Here is a 17,554-nt window from a genome sequence, read left to right as displayed (position 1 = left end):
TTTCCTCAACAGCGATTTGGATTTGTTTAACAGCTCTCTTGCTAGAAATCTTCAATACTGAACAAAATACACCATATGGCTAGAGGGGGGATTAAAATAACTAAAGCTAATATATGGGACTTGATACGAAATCTTATTTACTGTGGTAAAATATTTGTTACGAAATATAAAGATCAAGAAAGCAGGTATGTTAAGAAACTGCATGAACCTCTTATTTTTGAGGAACTGTTTTAATGTCACGGATTTTTTAGTAACTAAAGATAAACACAGTATAGAAAAGCTTCTAAATATAGGGATTGATAATTTAATTAAAATGAACCAAGCATAGGTAGATATGGATTTGTCAAAGGCTCGCAGTCTAATTGGTTTAGTTTATCCCGAAATTTTACAATTCAAGAAAATAAAATACAAACCGCTAGAGTTAGCTCAATTGTAGAGTCTATCTATTTGACTAATAAGGATTTGAAAAATAAAAAAAAAGGGACAAAAGATAATATTTTTCTTTTGTCCCGAGTAGTGACCTCGACTGGATTCAAACCAGTAACCTTCTGAGCCGTAATCAGATGCGCTATTCAGTTGCGCCACGAGGCCTTTTTGTTATCAATTAGCTATTTTTTTGTAGCTTTGTTGATTGCTTATTGCGGGTGCAAAGATAGGCATAAATGTGAGATAAACAAGCAAAAAATAACAGAAAAATAAAAAAAAATGAAGATTGAAAATTATGTGCGTGATATTCAGGGGTTTCCTAAAGAAGGAATTTTATTCAAAGACATCACTCCGCTACTAATTAACCCCGAAGCAAGAACAAATTGCCTGCGAATCTTAGTTGATTCTTTAAACGGACAAAAAATTGATAAGGTTGTAGGAGCAGAATCTCGTGGTTTTTTCTTCGGAATGTTGCTGGCTCAAGAATTAAATGCTGGATTTGTCCCTGTTAGAAAACCTAAAAAACTTCCTTATGAAACAATTTCTGCTTCTTACGAGTTAGAATATGGTTCTGATAGTTTAGAAATGCATACAGATGCTATTCAAAAAGGCGACCGTGTATTAATTCACGATGATGTTTTAGCTACAGGCGGAACTGCAAAGGCGGTTTGTGAATTGGTCGAAAAACTGGGAGGCGAAATTGTACAATGCAATTTTCTAATGGAACTGACTTTTCTTAACGGAAGAGAAAAAATTAAAGAATATCCGTTCTTTGCAGCACTAACTTATTAAGCTATACAAAAACAATTTTATGCTTAATGGCATAAAGTACAAGTCCGATTCGGGTTTTTATTTCAAGTTTATCAAAGAGTATTTCTCGGTAGCCGTCAATAGTTTTTGGACTCAAACACATCTGTGATGCAATTTCCTTATAGGTCATTTCGGTACAGGCATGTTTGATGAAAACAATCTCTTTTTCTTTTAAATTGATTTTTCTATTGTCGCTATTGACCTTATTAATAAGCATTCCAGAAACTAATTCTGTGAAATAAAAGCCCTTTTCGACTACACATTCTATTGCTTCCCTAAATATTTCGGGCGAAGTATCTTTTAGTAAATAACCTTTGGCGCCATTCGTAATCATTTTTATAATAATTTCCTCGTCGTCATTAACAGATAAAGCAATTACTTTGAGATCGGGTCTGTTGTCTTTTAGCCATTTCATAGTGCTTAACCCATCGAGAACTGGCATATTGACATCGAGTAAAATAAGGTCAATTTCTGCAGAAGTATTTTCTTCCAGATAATCAATAAACACTTTTCCGTTTTCAAAACGCTGGATTACATCATAATCGCCAAAACTTTTAATTAGCAGTTCGAGAGATTGGGAAAAAAGCAGGTGATCGTCTACAATTATGATTTTATTTTTTGGGTTAGTTTTCATGGTCTTGCGTTAAAGGATATTCGATAGTTACACTAGTTCCATTTTTATCAGAATTTATAATTAAGTCAGCACCAATTAGTTTGGCTCTCAATTTCATATTATTCAATCCTAATCCTGAATTTGATTTTTTGAGATCATATCCAATTCCGAAATCCTTCAATTGTAACTTAAAAACGGAATCGGCAGTTTCAATATTCACATCAAATAAATCGCTTCGAGAATGTTTTAAACTATTATGAAGCGCTTCTTGAAAAATTCTGTAAATGATTAATTCATGTTCTTCATTTATTGCTGGAACTGTTCCAATTTGATTAAAATTGTATTTGATTTTTTTAAGTTTCTTAATTCTTTCTAAATCCTGATGAATGGCTTCTAAAAAATTGTTTTGAAGTAAATTATCTTTGTTTATAATGCGGGAAAGAATTCTCAATTCATCTAAAGCTTTAGCCAAAACGATTTTCATGTCTTTAAGTTCACTAATCTGAACGCTTTTATTGCTTATCGAAATATTAAGCTGCATAATGGCGACCGAAATAATCTGGCCAATATTATCATGCAGTTCTTTACTAATTTCAGATAAAGTCTGATCCTTTATCTCTATTCTGGTTTTAACAAGTTCAGATTGGAAATACAATTCAGCTTCCATTCTCTCTACCACAAAGTTGTTTTTCTTCTTAAAAAAATAGAAGAAAATAACAACTATAACGATAATCAAGGTAAAGAAAACAATACCAAGGGAAATGACTAATAATTGTATTTCTTTTCGCTCCATATAAATCCGATTATAAAGCAGCTATGTGCTAGAAAATTTAAAATGAATAATACTAAGCTAAATATAGATTCGTCTTGTTTGATTAAAAACCAATTGATAGCCAGCATAAAAGGAGTAAAAGGAACATGAAAAACAAGTATTCCTAAAATGTACCAGAAAAAAACCGACTTTTTAAAATTTAATATCTTTTCTGAATTAAAAATCTCAATCAAATATAAACAGCATAAAATCAATACCAATAAAACACCAATTGCAAAGCTGTATGTAAATGAACGGTTTATGTCTTCTTTAAAATATAATATATTTAAGAAAAAAGAAACTATAAACAAGATTAGAAAAATAACAGCTAAGGTTCTGTTGTTAATTTTAGTCAATAAGGCTCTTAAAAGTAAAATATAGGCAGAAAAACTGGCGAACATGTAGAAATTGTAAACATAAAAGTTCAGCAAACCCGTCCATTGGGTAAAATAGTAGCCTACAATTTCGGTTATGATTGAAAACCAGATTAAAAGTACTAAAAATTTAGCTTTATTACCAGGAAGTTTTGGCAGTGAAAACAAGCCAACTATTCCTGATAATAAAGCCAGATAAATGATATAAGATCTTAAAAATTCAAACATAGTTTTAATATAATAAACTTGGTGGTCTTCCGATGTTTCCGTAATTCATTGGTTCAAGGCTTTGAATGTCAGAAGAATAGGCTTCTTGTGCTAAAGCAAAACTTTGAATTTTTGCTGTATTGTTTTCTATCTTTTTTCCAGTTGGAACCAAAAATAAAGTTGTTAATCCAGCTTTTTCGCCATGCTTTTCATCATCTGGATAAACTCCAAAATAAAAACGAATTCCATCTACATTATATCCATCGTTTGCTCCGTTTGTTTTGATGTAGTGAATGTAGTTTTCTAATTCTTCCAAAGAATACCAAATAGCATTTGCATCTTCTTTCTGCGTTTTTTTTGCTGTAAGCGAAGCTCTTTTGTTGTTGTAATTCACATTTAATTGTCTAGCAAATTCTTTAGTAATTAACTGACTTGGTTTTGCGGGAGGATTTTTCATGATTTTTATTAATTTATTGGTTATGGATTTAGTTAACAGGATTTTGAAGTTCTGTTGGGGACAAAATTATTTGAAACCTAAAATTGGAACAAGGGGAAATATACCCTTTTTTCGTTAGGTAAATTTATTTAAAAAAATGGGTTAAAGTGCTGTTACGTAACATTTTATAAAAATAGAATTTTACATCGTCAGTTTTCGTGTAAAAAACAGGCACTCAAAAATGTAAACCTTATTAAGTAATTAACTAAATTTTTAAATTATGTCACAACCAACACCCCTAGGTTATCCTCATGCAGGAGCCGGAACAGTAGAAATTCTTTTAGAAAAAGAAGATGGAGCAGATTTCGCAGTTCTTTTTTCGCCAGATCCAAATAATATATTATTAAGAGATGCTGGATTGCCAATGCAGTTTTACTATTACCCAAAGTACCCAAGACTATCTAAACATCCAGATGGGAGATTTAAGTTTGCTATGCAGGTATTTAAATCAGAAGGAGATTCTTCGACAGTAATTGGTGCAGAAGGATTGGAAGAAGAAGCAGGCGCTTATACGACTTTGACCAGTACAATTGATTTACCTGAAGCTTTATTGAAAAAAGCAATCGATAAATTAAAAGCAAGACTTAATAGTGATTACAAAAATCACAGAAATTCAACACTTTTTGGCTTGTTTTCTTTCTTAATTGGAGTTGATAAAGATTTTAATTCGACCAATGTACGTCCAATTCAATTGACACAAAACAACATTGCGATGCACGTTGTGGGTGAAAAATCACCAAATAATCCTTTTGGAGGCGCCAATCCCTGGACTTTTAACATTCAAGGAGAAGGAGCAGGATCTACTTTTGGATTAGGAGATAATGCGCTTTCTATTTTAATGGGAAGAAACAGCGCTTCATTGGTAAAAAATGCCTTAGAAATTGGAAGTAATAATCTTGTTATAGAAAATAATATCAAGTACAAAGCTTACATGCCAACTACAGTTATTAAAACAACGGTTGACGTTAAAAAAGTACATACTTATTTTTCTGCTAAAACAAGCGTAAGCTGGTCATTTGTTGATTTAAACTGGGAACATGAGTACGAAAAAATCCTAACAGAAGGAGGTATTACAAGTGAAGTAATAACAGATGAACAGTTTTCAAATGAAGAAAAGAAAAAGGTTGAAGATTCCTTACTGCAAAAACAGCGAGAATTTGCTTTTGAAATAGTAAAAAAACAAATATTTGACGCTCCTGAAAAACAATTTACACCAGTTTCATCTCCCGAAAAACCAAATGGTTTCTTCCGTTTATTTATGGGACTTGGCAGCGTAGGAATGAATCTTAAGTCTGGAAGCCAGATTCGTGCAATTAAATTTACAGATGAAATTAAATTCTCTGCTATTCAGGTTTTAGATTCTAAAATCAGTGGGAATCTAACTCCTCTGACTTTAAAATCGGGTGCAGAAGCAAAAGCAGATTTGAAAAATTATATTACTGAAATTCAGTTAGACGAAGATTTTTCTAAAGTTCAGGTTATTGCTTCATTAAATGGAGGATTGATAAAATTGGACAAAGACAGCGATATTGTCAATGACAGCCCTGTAAGTCAAGTTTCTATAGAAGTTGGATATCCTGATTCTAAAGGAAAATTAATCTGGAAAAGTTCTGGCAGAATGATCGCTCCAGAAGGAACTCCATACGTAAAAAATACGAGCAGATCTGGTAAAGAAATCGATGCAATTTTCCCAGCAACTTGGAATGATAAATCAAAAGAAAAGAATGCTTTTGTATTTGATTTTGTAAAAAATAACGGTTCTTCTAAGATTAAAGTTCGTCAGGAAGTAATGTACGAAAAAGACAAGAGAATCAAGTTGAAAGACACAACAAGAGAGTTTGAATTTGAAGGAACAAAAGTCTTCGTACCGCTTCCAATCCAAAATATGATCAATTACACTTTGTCAACAGAGGAATTGTATGATTGTGATACTATGGAAGTAACGTTTAAAGTTGACAAAATGTCGTCTAAAAAATTCAAGTTTACTGTTGATAATTTCGAAGATGCAATTCCGTATAGAGCGTGGTATGAATTAGATTATACTATTAAACCAACGGAATATAAAGTGAAATACACTTGTAGCGGCAAAATCGGAAAAAAATCTAAAAAAGTTTCTATTTCAACAGATTACATCAAAATTGATTATCAAGAAGGAGATGTTTTGTTTGAAATTCCAACGGGAACTGACGCTCAAAATGCTGATATCGAGAAAATCAGAGCTCCATTTATGGAATAATTTTTTTGAGACATTTTACAAAAGGGACATTACGTCCCTTTTGTTTCATAAGTCACTAATCATTAAACCAAATAGTCATGCCAGATTTAAATACATTTAAACTCGAAGGAACCAAATTGGTGCCCTTAAACCGATTCAATCTCGAACCTTCCAAACCGAGTACAGCTTTTACTGCTGCGACGCTTAAAAAAGAAAATGAATTTAGGGTAATCGAACATCCTATCATTCATTCTATAGACATAAAACCTATTTTGGTTTTTCCAATTATTGAGAATTATTTTCCTCTTATTGAAGGAGATAATGCCATTACAGAGAACGATTCCTTTAAGGATTATTTTAAAAATGAAATTACTCTATTTTTTCCTCAAATTGAAATAGAACCTAATAACGGAACCGTTTTTTATTATGAAAATGTTCCAGACAAATCAGGAAATAAAGGTGGACTTTTGGGAAAAGTAACTTTGAAATACAGCATCAAAAACAAGACTTTACAGGCCAATCAAAAAAGTATTACTTTAAACCTCAGAGAAGCAGTTTTAAACCTAAAAGTAAATCGTGATTTTATAAAAATAAATGGAATAGCAAACACTGCAACGCAAGAAATTCAATTTGATTTGATTGATGAAGCCGTTAAAATTGCTTTCTTGAATTTAGTTTCAAACCTAAATGACTTAAAATGTAATATTGATCTTTTTTTTGATTTTAAAGGATATTCCAAAATAAAGAGAAACTTTCTATTTGCGAGAGATATTTCAATCCTAAGAAGTCAGGATGTTATCAAAAAAGATTTTACTTCGCCTAAAACCGTTTTACAGCCTAAAGCGACACTTATAAGCAGTCCGTTAATGGTACGGTCAGATTTAGGAATAAAAGTCGCTCCTAAAGTCGCTATATCTGAAATACAACGCGAAAACAGTATTAAAGCCGATGTTCAGGAAGAATATGTAAAAAGTACTTTTCTGCTCAAAATCAATAAAACATTAAGTTATCCAATTGGTGCAGATCCTGCGTCAAGTTTGTACAAAACTATTGGCGGCGGATTTGTTAATATTCCTTTTAATCTAAACGAAGACTTTTCTCAGTTCAAACAAATTTTTGTAACAGGCTTTAATTTTAGTAAACTATCAATTTACAAATCTATGGTTCAGCCGAATACATTTTTGTTGATCTCTAAGATTTATAGTTTATCAAAAGATTTAAATACAATGAAGCCTTGTATTTCGACTATTTTTCATGCTTATGAAGAAGGCGCAGGCACGGAAGAAGAAATTTCAAAAATCAGTTTTCAGTTTGCCATTGGTCCAAACCTTTCCGATTTTGATTTGGCAAAATTGAAAATTGCTTTACTGCAGAATAATTTTATTGATGGCGATGCAGCTGATTACTTTGATAAAGTGCAATTTCTCTATCCAAATGATATCTCGGCAGATTACGAAGTAAGCGGTAATTATTTTCTGCAGCAATCCGATATTACAACAGATGGAAAACATTTTTTATTCAATCTTTCAACTGAAAATTTATCTGAAGCTAGTATTATGATCAATGCCTTGAATAATACGATTACGCAATATGCCAATATAAATTTCAAATACAAAGAAATTAAAGATTCCAGCATTATCGAATTGAATATTGAGCAGACTATTGGCGAAATCTTAGAAACATTAATTGATAATGCCGCTAAGAAAATACAAATTAACAACCAATCGATTTCAAATTGTAAACTTAATTCTATTTTATTGGTTTACAATCAGAACGCAACGTATTTGAATAGTGCCTTCTTTAAAAATTATCCGCAGCTTATTAGTAATGATACCAAACTTTTAGATTTTTCAGCAGTTGATCCGAGTGCTTTCAGCGAATTGAAGAATGTTTATTTTGATTTTGAAAACATAGAAAATATTAGTTCCGAGTTTAGTCAGGTTGTTTCGCAGTCAACAGCGTATAATAGATACATCCAAGTTCAAATCAAAAGTCAGACAGCTGCAACAAGCAGAATTACAATTGATTTAACGGTTCAGGAAACGGGAAGTAAATTTTCTATAGAACGTTTAAAAGCGGAGTTTTCGACACCAATATTGTTCAATTTTATTATTAAAAATACAACGAACAATAATACATTGATTTCATATAAAGTCAATTATTTTGACAAAAATGACAATCTTACTGCTACAAAAAATGAAGTTTTTGATTTCTCAAAAGCATCGATAATTACCATAAATAAAAAATAATGAGAACTATAAAAGCAGGAGTAAAGTCTCCAGAGGTTTATTACTTAAATGAACTTTTAGCCAAATTAAAATATGATGTAGTTGTTTCCGATTATTTCGGAACAGCAACAGATAAAGCAATCAGGGATTTTCAATTGAAAAATAATCTAGTTGTTGACGGTGTTGTCGGACTCAAAACGTGGTCGACACTTATTGCGAAGAACACGAATAGTTTATCTCCAAATACCAAATTACTTTCAGAACAAAATCTAATCGATTTTTCGAATCAGTTTAATCTTGAATTGGCAGTTGTAAAAGCGGTAAATGAAGTCGAAAGCAACGGAAAAGGTTTTTTAATTGATGGGCGTCCGAAGATTCTGTTTGAAGGACATATTTTTTGGCGTGAACTAGAGAAAAGAGGAATTAATCCGAGATCTTATATGAATTCCAATAATCAAGATATTCTATTTGAAAACTATACTAGAAAATATTATGTTGGAGGGACGGCAGAATACACGCGATTAGAAAAAGCTAGAAATCTAGGTCAGGATAAAAAAATCAAAGATGCGGCCAACAGTTCGGCTTCGTGGGGATTATTTCAAATAATGGGTTTTAATGCCCTTTCAATTGGATATAAAAGCGTAGATGAATTTGTAGAAAAAATGAACCAAAATGAAGGCGAACATTTAAAAGCTTTCGGATTATTCCTTGAAAAAAATAATCTATTATCACTTTTAAGAAATAAAAATTGGGCATCTTTCGCTCTAAAATATAATGGTCCAGCTTACAAAACCAATAAATATGATGAGAAACTGATGAAGGCGTATCATAAATACTTATGAGAATTAAAAATTTAGAATTACAATTAAAAATTAAAAATTAAAAATTAAAAATTTAACGCTAAATAAGCCTTTGTGGACCTTTGCGAAAAACCCTTAGTGCTCTTTGCGGTATAACCTATGTTCAAAGTAAACCTGAAACCTGAAACTTGAAACAAAAAAAACAAAACCCGACAAGATCTTTTAAATCTGTCGGGTTTTTTATTTATATGAAGAGAAAACTTATCTCAAACTTGCTCCAAGCTCCGTTTCAAAAGTCTGTTGTAATTTAGACATGATTTTGTCAATCTGAGCATCGGTTAGCGTTTTGCTGTTATCTTGAATTGTAAAACTCAAAGCGTACGATTTTTTACCTTCTGGTAATTTATCACCTTGATAAACATCAAATAAATTAATATCTTTTAAAAGCGCTTTTTCAGTTTGTTTAGCCAAGTTAAAAATGCTTTCGTAAGAAGTGTTTTGATCAATTAATAAAGCTAAATCCCTGCGAACTTCTGGGTATTTAGGAATTTCAGTATACTTAATTTTTCCAGTAATGATTTTTAAAACCAAATCCCAGTTGAAATCAGCGTAATAAACATCTTGTTTGATTCCGAAATGTTTCAAAATAGGTTTTTTAACAACACCCATTTCAACCAAAATATCATTATTATAAGTAATCGCAGTTCCTTCAGAATAAATATCAGATTGAACCGGTGTATTTGAAATCTTTTCAATTCCTAAACGAGATAAAATTGCTTTTACATATCCTTTCAACAAGAAGAAATCTGTTGTTTTTTGAGGACTTGTCCAGCTTTCTTTGTTTCTGTTTCCAGAAATTAATAAAGAAAGATGTTTGTGCTCTTCATATCCGTTTAAGTATTTATGATATGTTTTTCCGAATTCGAATAATTTTAAATCCGAATTTTTTCTGTTGATATTATAAGAAACCGCTTCTAATCCAGAAAACAATAAAGACTGACGAAGTGTTGCTAAATCACTGCTCAACGGATTTAACATCGAAACGTTGTGTTCTTCTTTTAAAGAAGTCGATAATTTTGCATAAGCAGCTGTTGTCAATGAGTTCGCCATCATTTCGTGGAAACCTTGCGAGTTCAACTGAGAAGCAATTACGTTTTGTACTTTATAATCTTCTGTTCTTGGCGAATTCGCAACTGTCGCATTAAATTTCTTAGAGAAATTAATGTTGTTATAACCGTAAACTCTTAGAATTTCTTCGATTACGTCAATCTCGCGCTGAACATCAACACGGTATGCAGGAATCGTTAAACCTAAACCAGAATCTGAAACGCTGTTTACTTTAATATCTAAAGAAACTAAAATCTTTTTGATAGTATCTTTTGAGATTTCCTGTCCAATAATTTTAGATACATGGCTGAAATTCAATAAAACAGAAAAATCTTCTACTTTTTTAGGATATACTTCTACAACATCAGAAGTAATTTTTCCACCTGCAACTTCCTGAATCAAAAGGGCAGCACGTTTTAAAGCATATTCTGTAATTGTTGGGTCAATTCCTCTTTCAAATCTAAAAGAAGCATCTGTACTTAATTGATGTCTTTTTGCTGTTTTACGAATGCTAACAGGATCAAAATAAGCACTTTCTAGGAAGATAGTCGTTGTTCCTTCTGAAACTCCAGATTTTTTACCGCCAAAAACACCAGCAATACAAAGTGGTCCTTTTTCGTCACAAATCATTAAATCTTCTTTGTGTAATGTTCTTTCAACATCATCAAGAGTAACAAATTTAGTTCCTTCTTCAACAGTTTTCACAATGATTTTTCCGTTGATTTTCGCAGCGTCAAAAGCATGTAAAGGCTGTCCTAATTCATGAAGAACATAATTCGTAACGTCAACAATATTATTTTTTGGAGTTAATCCAATAGCTTTTAAACGATCTTGTAACCAGCTTGGAGATTCGTGAACAGAAATTCCAGAAATAGTTACACCGCAATATCTTGGTGCTAAATGATTGTCTTCAACATTCACATCAATTTTAAGCGTGCGCATGTCAACTCTAAAATTGCTTACAGAAGGTGTAATCAATTCTACGTTTACGCCGCGTTGCAGCATCCCCGCTCTTAAATCACGTGCAGTTCCATAATGACTCATTGCATCGGCACGGTTTGGTGTCAATCCAATTTCAAAAACTTCATCATTTGTAACTTGAAAAACTTGAGAAGCAGGAGTTCCAGGAACAAGGTCATCAGCCAAAACCATAATTCCATCATGGCTGTTTCCTAATCCTAATTCATCTTCAGCACAGATCATTCCGTGGCTTTCCTGCCCGCGGATTTTTCCTTTTTTAATGGTGAATTCTGCACCGTCTTTATCGTATAAAATAGTTCCGATTGTAGCAACTGGTACTTTTTGTCCTGCAGCCACGTTTGCAGCACCGCATACAATTTGTATGGGAGCTTCTAAACCTACATTGACTGTAGTAACTTTCAATCTATCTGCATCAGGATGTTTTTCGCAAGTCAGAACGTGCCCAACAACAACTCCTTCTAATCCTCCTTTAATTGATTGGTATTTTTCGACAACTTCAACTTCCAAACCAAGATCTGTAAGTAATTCTGAAGTCTGCTCAGATGTCCAATCTGTTTTAATAAATTGTTTTAACCAGTTGTAAGATATTTTCATTGTAACTTTTTTATTCTTGAATAAGGTTACAAATATAAGGATTGCGCCGTGGAGTAAGAAAAAATTATTTGGTTTTTTCTTGCTGTTTTTTATCTATAAAAAAATACTTGTTACTGCTTTTTTGATAAAATTATTACTAAAATTTTACTAATTAAATATTATAATAAACTAAAAAAATCAAATGTGTAATTTTTGTGCTACAACATGAATGAAAAGTGCTATTCTGTTTCTTTTTATGCACCTAAATTTGGTATAAATCAAAAATAGAATATTATGAGCACCACAGCAAAAAGACCTGAATTTAAGGCAAAATACGATAATTATATTGGAGGGAAATTTACTGCCCCAATTAACGGAGAATACTTTGATGTGCTTTCTCCAATTGATGGAAAAGTATTTACAAAAGCAGCACATTCTAGCAAAGAAGATTTAGAATTAGCAGTAGATACAGCTTATGAAGCATTTAAAACTTGGGGAAAAACTTCTGTTACTGAAAGAAGTATTTTACTAAATAAGATTGCACAAAAGATTGAAGACAATTTAGAATATATAGCAACGGTTGAAACGATTGATAACGGAAAACCAATTCGCGAAACACTTGCAGCTGATATTCCGCTTGCTATAGATCATTTTCGATATTTTGCAGGTGTAATTCGTGCCGAAGAAAGCTCGATTGCAGAATTAGATTCGCAGACAGTTTCTATTGCTTTAAGTGAACCTCTTGGTGTTGTAGCACAAATTATTCCGTGGAATTTCCCGATTTTAATGGCAGTTTGGAAAATTGCTCCAGCACTGGCAGCAGGAAATACAATTGTTTTAAAACCAGCCGAAAGTACGCCAATTTCGATTATGGTTTTAATGGAATTAATTGGGGATATTCTTCCTCCGGGAGTTTTAAATATTGTAAATGGTTTTGGAGCAGAATTAGGTCGTCCGTTAGTAACCAATAAAAAAGTGGCTAAAGCGGCATTTACAGGTTCAACTACTACAGGACGTTTGGTAATGCAGTATGCGACTGAAAACATTATTCCTGTTACTTTAGAATTGGGCGGAAAATCACCAAATATTTTCTTCCCATCTGTAGCAGATCATGATGATGATTTCTTTGATAAAGCGGTTGAAGGTGCAGTATTATTTGCTTTAAATCAAGGTGAAATTTGTACGTGTCCTTCGAGATTATTAATTCACGAAGACATTTACGACAAGTTCATCAAAAAAGTAATTGAAAGAACAGAAGCTATCGTAGCTGGAAATCCATTGGATAAATCGACTATGATTGGTGCGCAGACTTCAATTGTTCAGAAAGAAAAAATCATGTCTTACATTAAATTAGGAAAAGAAGAAGGGGCAGAGGTTCTAACTGGAGGTGATGAAAATAAACTAGGAGGTGAATTAGAAGGCGGTTATTACATTAAACCAACTTTGTTTAAAGGTCATAACAAAATGAGAATTTTTCAAGAAGAAATTTTCGGACCTGTTTTAGCTGTTACTACCTTTAAAACTACTGAAGAAGCAATCGAAATTGCCAATGATACAATGTATGGTCTAGGGGCAGGGGTTTGGACTAGAGATGCTCACGAAATTTATCAGGTTCCAAGAGCAATTCAGTCCGGCCGTGTTTGGATTAATCAGTACCATTCTTATCCTGCTGGTGCGCCATTTGGAGGTTACAAGCAATCTGGAATTGGTCGTGAAAACCACAAAATGATGTTGAGTCAATACCGTCAGACCAAAAATATGCTGATTTCTTATGACAAAAAGAAATTAGGTTTCTTCTAAGAATAACACATCAAAACCCTGGAGAATTCTTAGGAATAGAGTTAGTGAAATGTATGGGGCGTTAAGATAAGATCTTAATGGCATTAAACGAGCTTTCTCCAGGCAATTTTGATTTATAAATACAATAGAATTACTGTTTGATTGCAAAGGGAAAGCTTAAATAGTTGGTTATGTCAAAGCAGTAAATTTCTTAATTGAATTTGCTGCTTTTTTTAAATTTAAAAACAAAACAATGATTAAACGAATTGATGCCACAGAAAAAGCAGTAGAATTGATAAAAATTCTAAAGGAAAAACATGGAGATCTAATGTTTTACCAAGCTGGCGGATGCTGTGAAGGCACCCAGCCGCAATGTTTTGAAAAAGGAGGTTACTACCAGAGAATGGGAGACGTTTGTATTGGTGTTATTGAAGATACAGAGTTTTGGGTAGACAAAGATTTATTTGAATATTGGAAACATGCTCATTTTACTTTAACCGTAATCGATGCCTTTGGTGTTGGAGGTTTTTCGCTGGAAACACCGTTAAAGAAAACTTTCCAAATTGAATACCGAATTTTTACTCCAGAAGAAGAAAAGGATTTGGAACCAGTGACTAGGATTGAGTAGAGTTTCCAGTCTCAGTCTCAGTTTTCAGCTTTCAAGTTTGAAAATTTAGAATCTCAGTATGTCAGTATCTCAGTATCTCAGTATCTCAGTATCTCAGTATCTCAGAACCTTAACACCTTAGCACCTTTAATTAATATAAAGTAACTGATACTGTTTTGGAGTAATTCCTTCGTATTTTTTGAATAATCTGATGAAGTAATTAGCGTCTTCAAAACCTGCTAAATAACAGACTTCATTAATTTGAAGTGATGGATTCTTCAATAGATTTTTGGCACATTTTATTTTTTCATTCAAAATATATTCAATCGGACTCATGCCGAGTTCACGTTTAAAGAAACGATAGAAAGAAGTGGTACTCATACAGGCTTTTTCGCTCAACGTTTTTAAGCTTATATTCTCCTTTAGATTTTGCTTGATATATTCTGTAACCTCTTTAATGGGATTATTGTTTTCTATAAACTTTCCTTCGTCTAGAGATTTTACCGTTTGCGTTTGAATAATTCGAATCAATAATTCTTTTAAAGTTAAATCGGCCAAAATATCTTTGGTTATAGATGTGCTCATGCATTCTTTAATCAATTTATTGATTGTTGCCGCCATTTCGACATTATTGTAAAAGAAATAATTCTGATAGTTCAACTGCCAGAACATATTATTTCCTTCTTTAGGATACTGCTCGTTTAAGAAGTTTAAAATTTCATTGATTTTTCCCTGATCAATAGCCAAAGCCAAACATTGTGTGGGATTGTTTTTGGAAGCTTCAGGAAAATCAATTTTCATTTCTACATTCGAAGGAACAATTACCGTTTCGCCAGGAAGATATTCGAATTCTGGATCATCAAAAAGATGCATGACTTTTTTGCCTCGTAGCATACTCGTTACAACCAAGTCATTAAATTTTAACGGAACCATTTTAGTCGATTCGTAGGTCTCAAATAAATTTAATTCACAATGACTCAAATTGTAAATAGTTCTATTTTCAACAAGAGTCTTTAACGATTTTTCTTGTGATAATTGAAGCGGGCTGACTAAAAATCGTTGGTTGTTCATTAAACTTAAATTTTTGGTGAAGACTTTAAATTTAAGTAAAATAAGGATATGAAAAGCAGATTTAACGTTTTATTAAATCAGCTCTTCAATATGTTTTTTGATATTTTCGGATATTTTTTTGGTTGGAAGATCATTTTCATCATCTCCAAACGGATCTTCGATTTCCTCGGCAATTAATTCTAAACTGGCTAAAACATAAAATATAAACACAACAACTGGAGCAACCAAATAACCTAAACTAACAGAATATCCAAACGGAAGTGTCATTGTATAAAAGAAGATGAATTTTTTTATGAACGCACTGTAAGAGTAGGGAATAGGTGTGTTTTTGATTCTTTCACACGCCCCGCAAATATCTGTAAAAGCAACCAATTCGTCATTTAAAGTAATCAGCTGATCGCCGGTAATTTTTTTTGCATCATACAAATCATTGATTTTATGATACATTATTCTTTTTAACTGATTGGGTTTGTGTTTATGATGGTCAATTTCTAAATCGACATCTTCAAAAAGTTGTTTGCTTGTGTCTTCATCTTTTAAATGTTTGTGCAAAATATCTGCATACATCGGAATGTATTTTCTGAAAAAATTTCTATCATTTTCATCTTTTAAAATGGCAGAAAGTTTTATGGCAAAATTTCGGCTGTTATTTACAAGTCCGCCCCAAAGTTTACGCCCTTCCCACCAGCGGTCATAAGCTGTATTGGTCCTAAAAACAAGCAAAAGCGAAATAACAAAACCCAGCATTCCGTGCATAATAGGAATGTTATGGATGTAATCGTTTTTAGATACTTTAAAATATTCGACCTCGAGATAGCCTACTATTGCAGCATAAATTCCAATTGCAATCATAATCGGAAACAATTTTCGAACTGTATCAGATTTATGAAAATGAAAAATAAAAGTAAACCAGTCTTTAGTATTGTAAGTGATCATTTAAGTTTGTTTTGAAACAAATTTAAATTAAAAATTAACCTGTTTTGATATAAATTTAAAAAAAAATATTCTGCAACATCGAAGTAATATAAAGGCGTTTCCCTTATTTAATATACACTTAGCAATATGTGTTTAAATAAGAGAAACGCCTTTTTTAAGTTTTAAGCTTTTAAATTACAGTAAGTTAAAAAGTAATATTTCCTGCTAATTCTTTTAAAGCAATTTCAGATAATTTTGCTTCATACTGGGCGTTGCTGTAACGCACTTTTGCATTTACATAATTAAGCTGGGCTGTTCTAAAATCTAGAGTGGTAATTGTTCCAATTCTAAATTTATCAAGTGTAATATCTAGATTTTGTTTTGCAATTGCCTCGTTGTCTTCTTCCAGATCGATTAACTCTAAGTTGGTCAAATAAGTCTGAAAAGCGGTGCTTAATTGTGTGTTCAAGATCATATTTTGCTGCTCGATGGCAATTTGTGAATTTTCAATCTGCATTTTGGCAACTTTTTCATTGCGATGCTGATTGAAACCATCAAAAATATTCATCGAAGCATTAAATCCGTAGTTTAAACCTCTTGAAGAGTTTTCACTAGTAAAACCTAAACTCGATTGGCTTTCAGAGAAGTTATAACCTGTGGTTAAGCGCAAAATAGGATAACGATCTGCTTTTACTTGTTTTAATTGTAATTCGGCAATACGCTTATTGATAATTTGCGATTCTAAAGCAGGGTTTTGCTTTTGTGCTAATTCCATTAAATCAGCCAAAACTAATTTATTGTCAACGTTCACCTCATCTGTTACTTTGAAGTCAATTTTTGGATCGCGTGCTAAGTATTGATTCAATAAAATTTTAGCATTAGCATAAGATTCTTTTTGTCTCAACAAAGCTACTTGATCAGAATTTAAATCAACCTGTGCATTTAAAACTTCTAATTTTGAAGCTTTTCCGATACTGAATCTGTTTTGAGCTAAAGTCAATCTTTGTTTCGAAATTACGATTGTAGTATCTAAAGCAGCTAATTGATGCTGTTGCTGCACTAAATCATAATATGCTGAATTTACCTGACCAATTTTAACTAAAATTGTTCTTTTAAGTTCCGCATCCCCCAGTTTTTGAAGCTCTTTTAATTGATCATATCTGGCAAACATTTTCATTCCGTCAAAAACTGTCCAGCCTAAACTTACACCATAAGTTAAACTATTGTTTTTAGCATTCTTTAACGAAGTTGATGTTCCGTCTTGACGGACTTGGGTTGAATTGGTAAGATTGTTATTGTCAACAACAGAAGCAGTTGCAGTTGGCAGCATTCCAGCATTTCCAATTGTTGTATTGGTTTCGTTTATTAAGGAATTGTTTTTGGCAATTTTAATTTCAAAATTATTTTCCAAAGCTATACTCATAGCCTGCTCAATAGTCAGAACTTCCTGCGCATTCGCCTGAATAATACAAGCGAAAAGAATTATTAAAGTGCCGTATATATTTTTGATATTCATGTTTATTTACTTTTGCCAGCTAATC

General features: G+C 32.4%; 15 protein-coding genes and 1 tRNA gene. 7 read left to right on the top strand and 9 right to left on the bottom strand.

What is annotated here, in order from left to right; translation table 11 throughout:
• Nucleotides 1-75: 75 nt before the first annotated feature.
• Nucleotides 76-234: a recombinase family protein gene (locus EDB96_RS13690; protein WP_134141370.1), complete on the top strand. Its 159-nt coding sequence runs from the start codon at nt 76-78 to the stop codon at nt 232-234.
• A 283-nt stretch (nt 235-517) separates the two neighbouring features.
• Here EDB96_RS13690 and EDB96_RS13685 read toward each other — a convergent pair.
• Nucleotides 518-591, bottom strand: a tRNA-Arg gene (locus EDB96_RS13685).
• A gap of 114 nt (nt 592-705) precedes the next feature.
• On the opposite strand from EDB96_RS13685, the gene EDB96_RS13680 reads away from it, so the two are divergent.
• Nucleotides 706-1,218 carry an adenine phosphoribosyltransferase gene (locus EDB96_RS13680; RefSeq protein ID WP_134141369.1) on the top strand — a complete coding sequence of 171 codons (513 nt, stop codon included), beginning with the start codon at nt 706-708 and terminating at the stop codon, nt 1,216-1,218.
• A 1-nt stretch (nt 1,219) separates the two neighbouring features.
• On the opposite strand, the gene EDB96_RS13675 is transcribed toward EDB96_RS13680, so the two are convergent.
• The 4 genes from EDB96_RS13675 to EDB96_RS13660 are packed head-to-tail and all read right to left on the bottom strand — an operon-like array spanning nt 1,220 to nt 3,698.
• Nucleotides 1,220-1,870, bottom strand: coding sequence for a response regulator transcription factor (locus EDB96_RS13675; protein ID WP_134141366.1), 651 nt, complete (start codon nt 1,868-1,870; stop codon nt 1,220-1,222).
• Nucleotides 1,860-2,642, bottom strand: a complete 783-nt coding sequence (locus EDB96_RS13670; protein ID WP_134141364.1) for a sensor histidine kinase — start codon at nt 2,640-2,642, stop codon at nt 1,860-1,862. The genes EDB96_RS13675 and EDB96_RS13670 overlap by 11 nt, the downstream gene beginning before the upstream one ends.
• The gene (locus EDB96_RS13665; RefSeq protein ID WP_057118075.1) at nt 2,615-3,262 is read right to left on the bottom strand and encodes a hypothetical protein; all 648 of its coding nucleotides are present in this window, start codon (nt 3,260-3,262) and stop codon (nt 2,615-2,617) included. The genes EDB96_RS13670 and EDB96_RS13665 overlap by 28 nt, the downstream gene beginning before the upstream one ends.
• A 4-nt stretch (nt 3,263-3,266) precedes the next feature.
• Nucleotides 3,267-3,698 (bottom strand): hypothetical protein, encoded by a 432-nt coding sequence (locus EDB96_RS13660; protein ID WP_134141363.1) that lies wholly within the window; start codon nt 3,696-3,698, stop codon nt 3,267-3,269.
• Between the two features lie 259 nt (nt 3,699-3,957).
• Between EDB96_RS13660 and EDB96_RS13655 the strand changes: the two genes are divergently transcribed.
• The 3 genes from EDB96_RS13655 (at nt 3,958) to EDB96_RS13645 (ending at nt 9,022) form a co-directional block, all read left to right on the top strand.
• Nucleotides 3,958-5,973 carry a hypothetical protein gene (locus EDB96_RS13655; protein ID WP_134141362.1) on the top strand — a complete coding sequence of 672 codons (2,016 nt, stop codon included), beginning with the start codon at nt 3,958-3,960 and terminating at the stop codon, nt 5,971-5,973.
• Nucleotides 5,974-6,050: 77 nt separating this feature from the next.
• The gene (locus EDB96_RS13650; protein ID WP_134141361.1) at nt 6,051-8,201 is read left to right on the top strand and encodes a hypothetical protein; all 2,151 of its coding nucleotides are present in this window, start codon (nt 6,051-6,053) and stop codon (nt 8,199-8,201) included.
• On the top strand, nt 8,201-9,022 hold the full coding sequence (locus EDB96_RS13645) for an N-acetylmuramidase domain-containing protein (RefSeq protein ID WP_134141360.1): 822 nt from the start codon (nt 8,201-8,203) through the stop codon (nt 9,020-9,022). The genes EDB96_RS13650 and EDB96_RS13645 overlap by 1 nt, the downstream gene beginning before the upstream one ends.
• A 219-nt stretch (nt 9,023-9,241) precedes the next feature.
• Here the strand turns inward: EDB96_RS13645 and pheT are convergent, their stop codons facing one another.
• Complete coding sequence (gene pheT / locus EDB96_RS13640; protein ID WP_134141358.1) at nt 9,242-11,662, bottom strand: phenylalanine--tRNA ligase subunit beta; 2,421 nt, start codon at nt 11,660-11,662, stop codon at nt 9,242-9,244.
• A gap of 273 nt (nt 11,663-11,935) precedes the next feature.
• Between pheT and EDB96_RS13635 the strand changes: the two genes are divergently transcribed.
• Both EDB96_RS13635 and EDB96_RS13630 read left to right on the top strand, forming a co-directional pair.
• Entirely contained in the window at nt 11,936-13,441 is a 1,506-nt protein-coding gene (locus EDB96_RS13635) for an aldehyde dehydrogenase family protein (RefSeq protein ID WP_134141357.1), read from the top strand.
• Between the two features lie 232 nt (nt 13,442-13,673).
• Complete coding sequence (locus EDB96_RS13630; RefSeq protein ID WP_057118068.1) at nt 13,674-14,048, top strand: DUF779 domain-containing protein; 375 nt, start codon at nt 13,674-13,676, stop codon at nt 14,046-14,048.
• 126 nt (nt 14,049-14,174) lie between these two features.
• Here the strand turns inward: EDB96_RS13630 and EDB96_RS13625 are convergent, their stop codons facing one another.
• From EDB96_RS13625 to EDB96_RS13615, 3 genes are all read right to left on the bottom strand, one after another.
• Entirely contained in the window at nt 14,175-15,098 is a 924-nt protein-coding gene (locus EDB96_RS13625) for an AraC family transcriptional regulator (RefSeq protein ID WP_134141356.1), read from the bottom strand.
• Between the two features lie 72 nt (nt 15,099-15,170).
• The gene (locus tag EDB96_RS13620) at nt 15,171-16,034 is read right to left on the bottom strand and encodes a bestrophin family protein (RefSeq protein ID WP_134141355.1); all 864 of its coding nucleotides are present in this window, start codon (nt 16,032-16,034) and stop codon (nt 15,171-15,173) included.
• Between the two features lie 184 nt (nt 16,035-16,218).
• Nucleotides 16,219-17,529 carry a TolC family protein gene (locus tag EDB96_RS13615; protein WP_134141353.1) on the bottom strand — a complete coding sequence of 437 codons (1,311 nt, stop codon included), beginning with the start codon at nt 17,527-17,529 and terminating at the stop codon, nt 16,219-16,221.
• Nucleotides 17,530-17,554 lie beyond the last annotated feature (25 nt).

The organism is Flavobacterium sp. S87F.05.LMB.W.Kidney.N (assembly GCF_004366435.1).
Classification (GTDB): domain Bacteria; phylum Bacteroidota; class Bacteroidia; order Flavobacteriales; family Flavobacteriaceae; genus Flavobacterium.
This window is presented reverse-complemented; position numbering and strand designations above follow the sequence as displayed.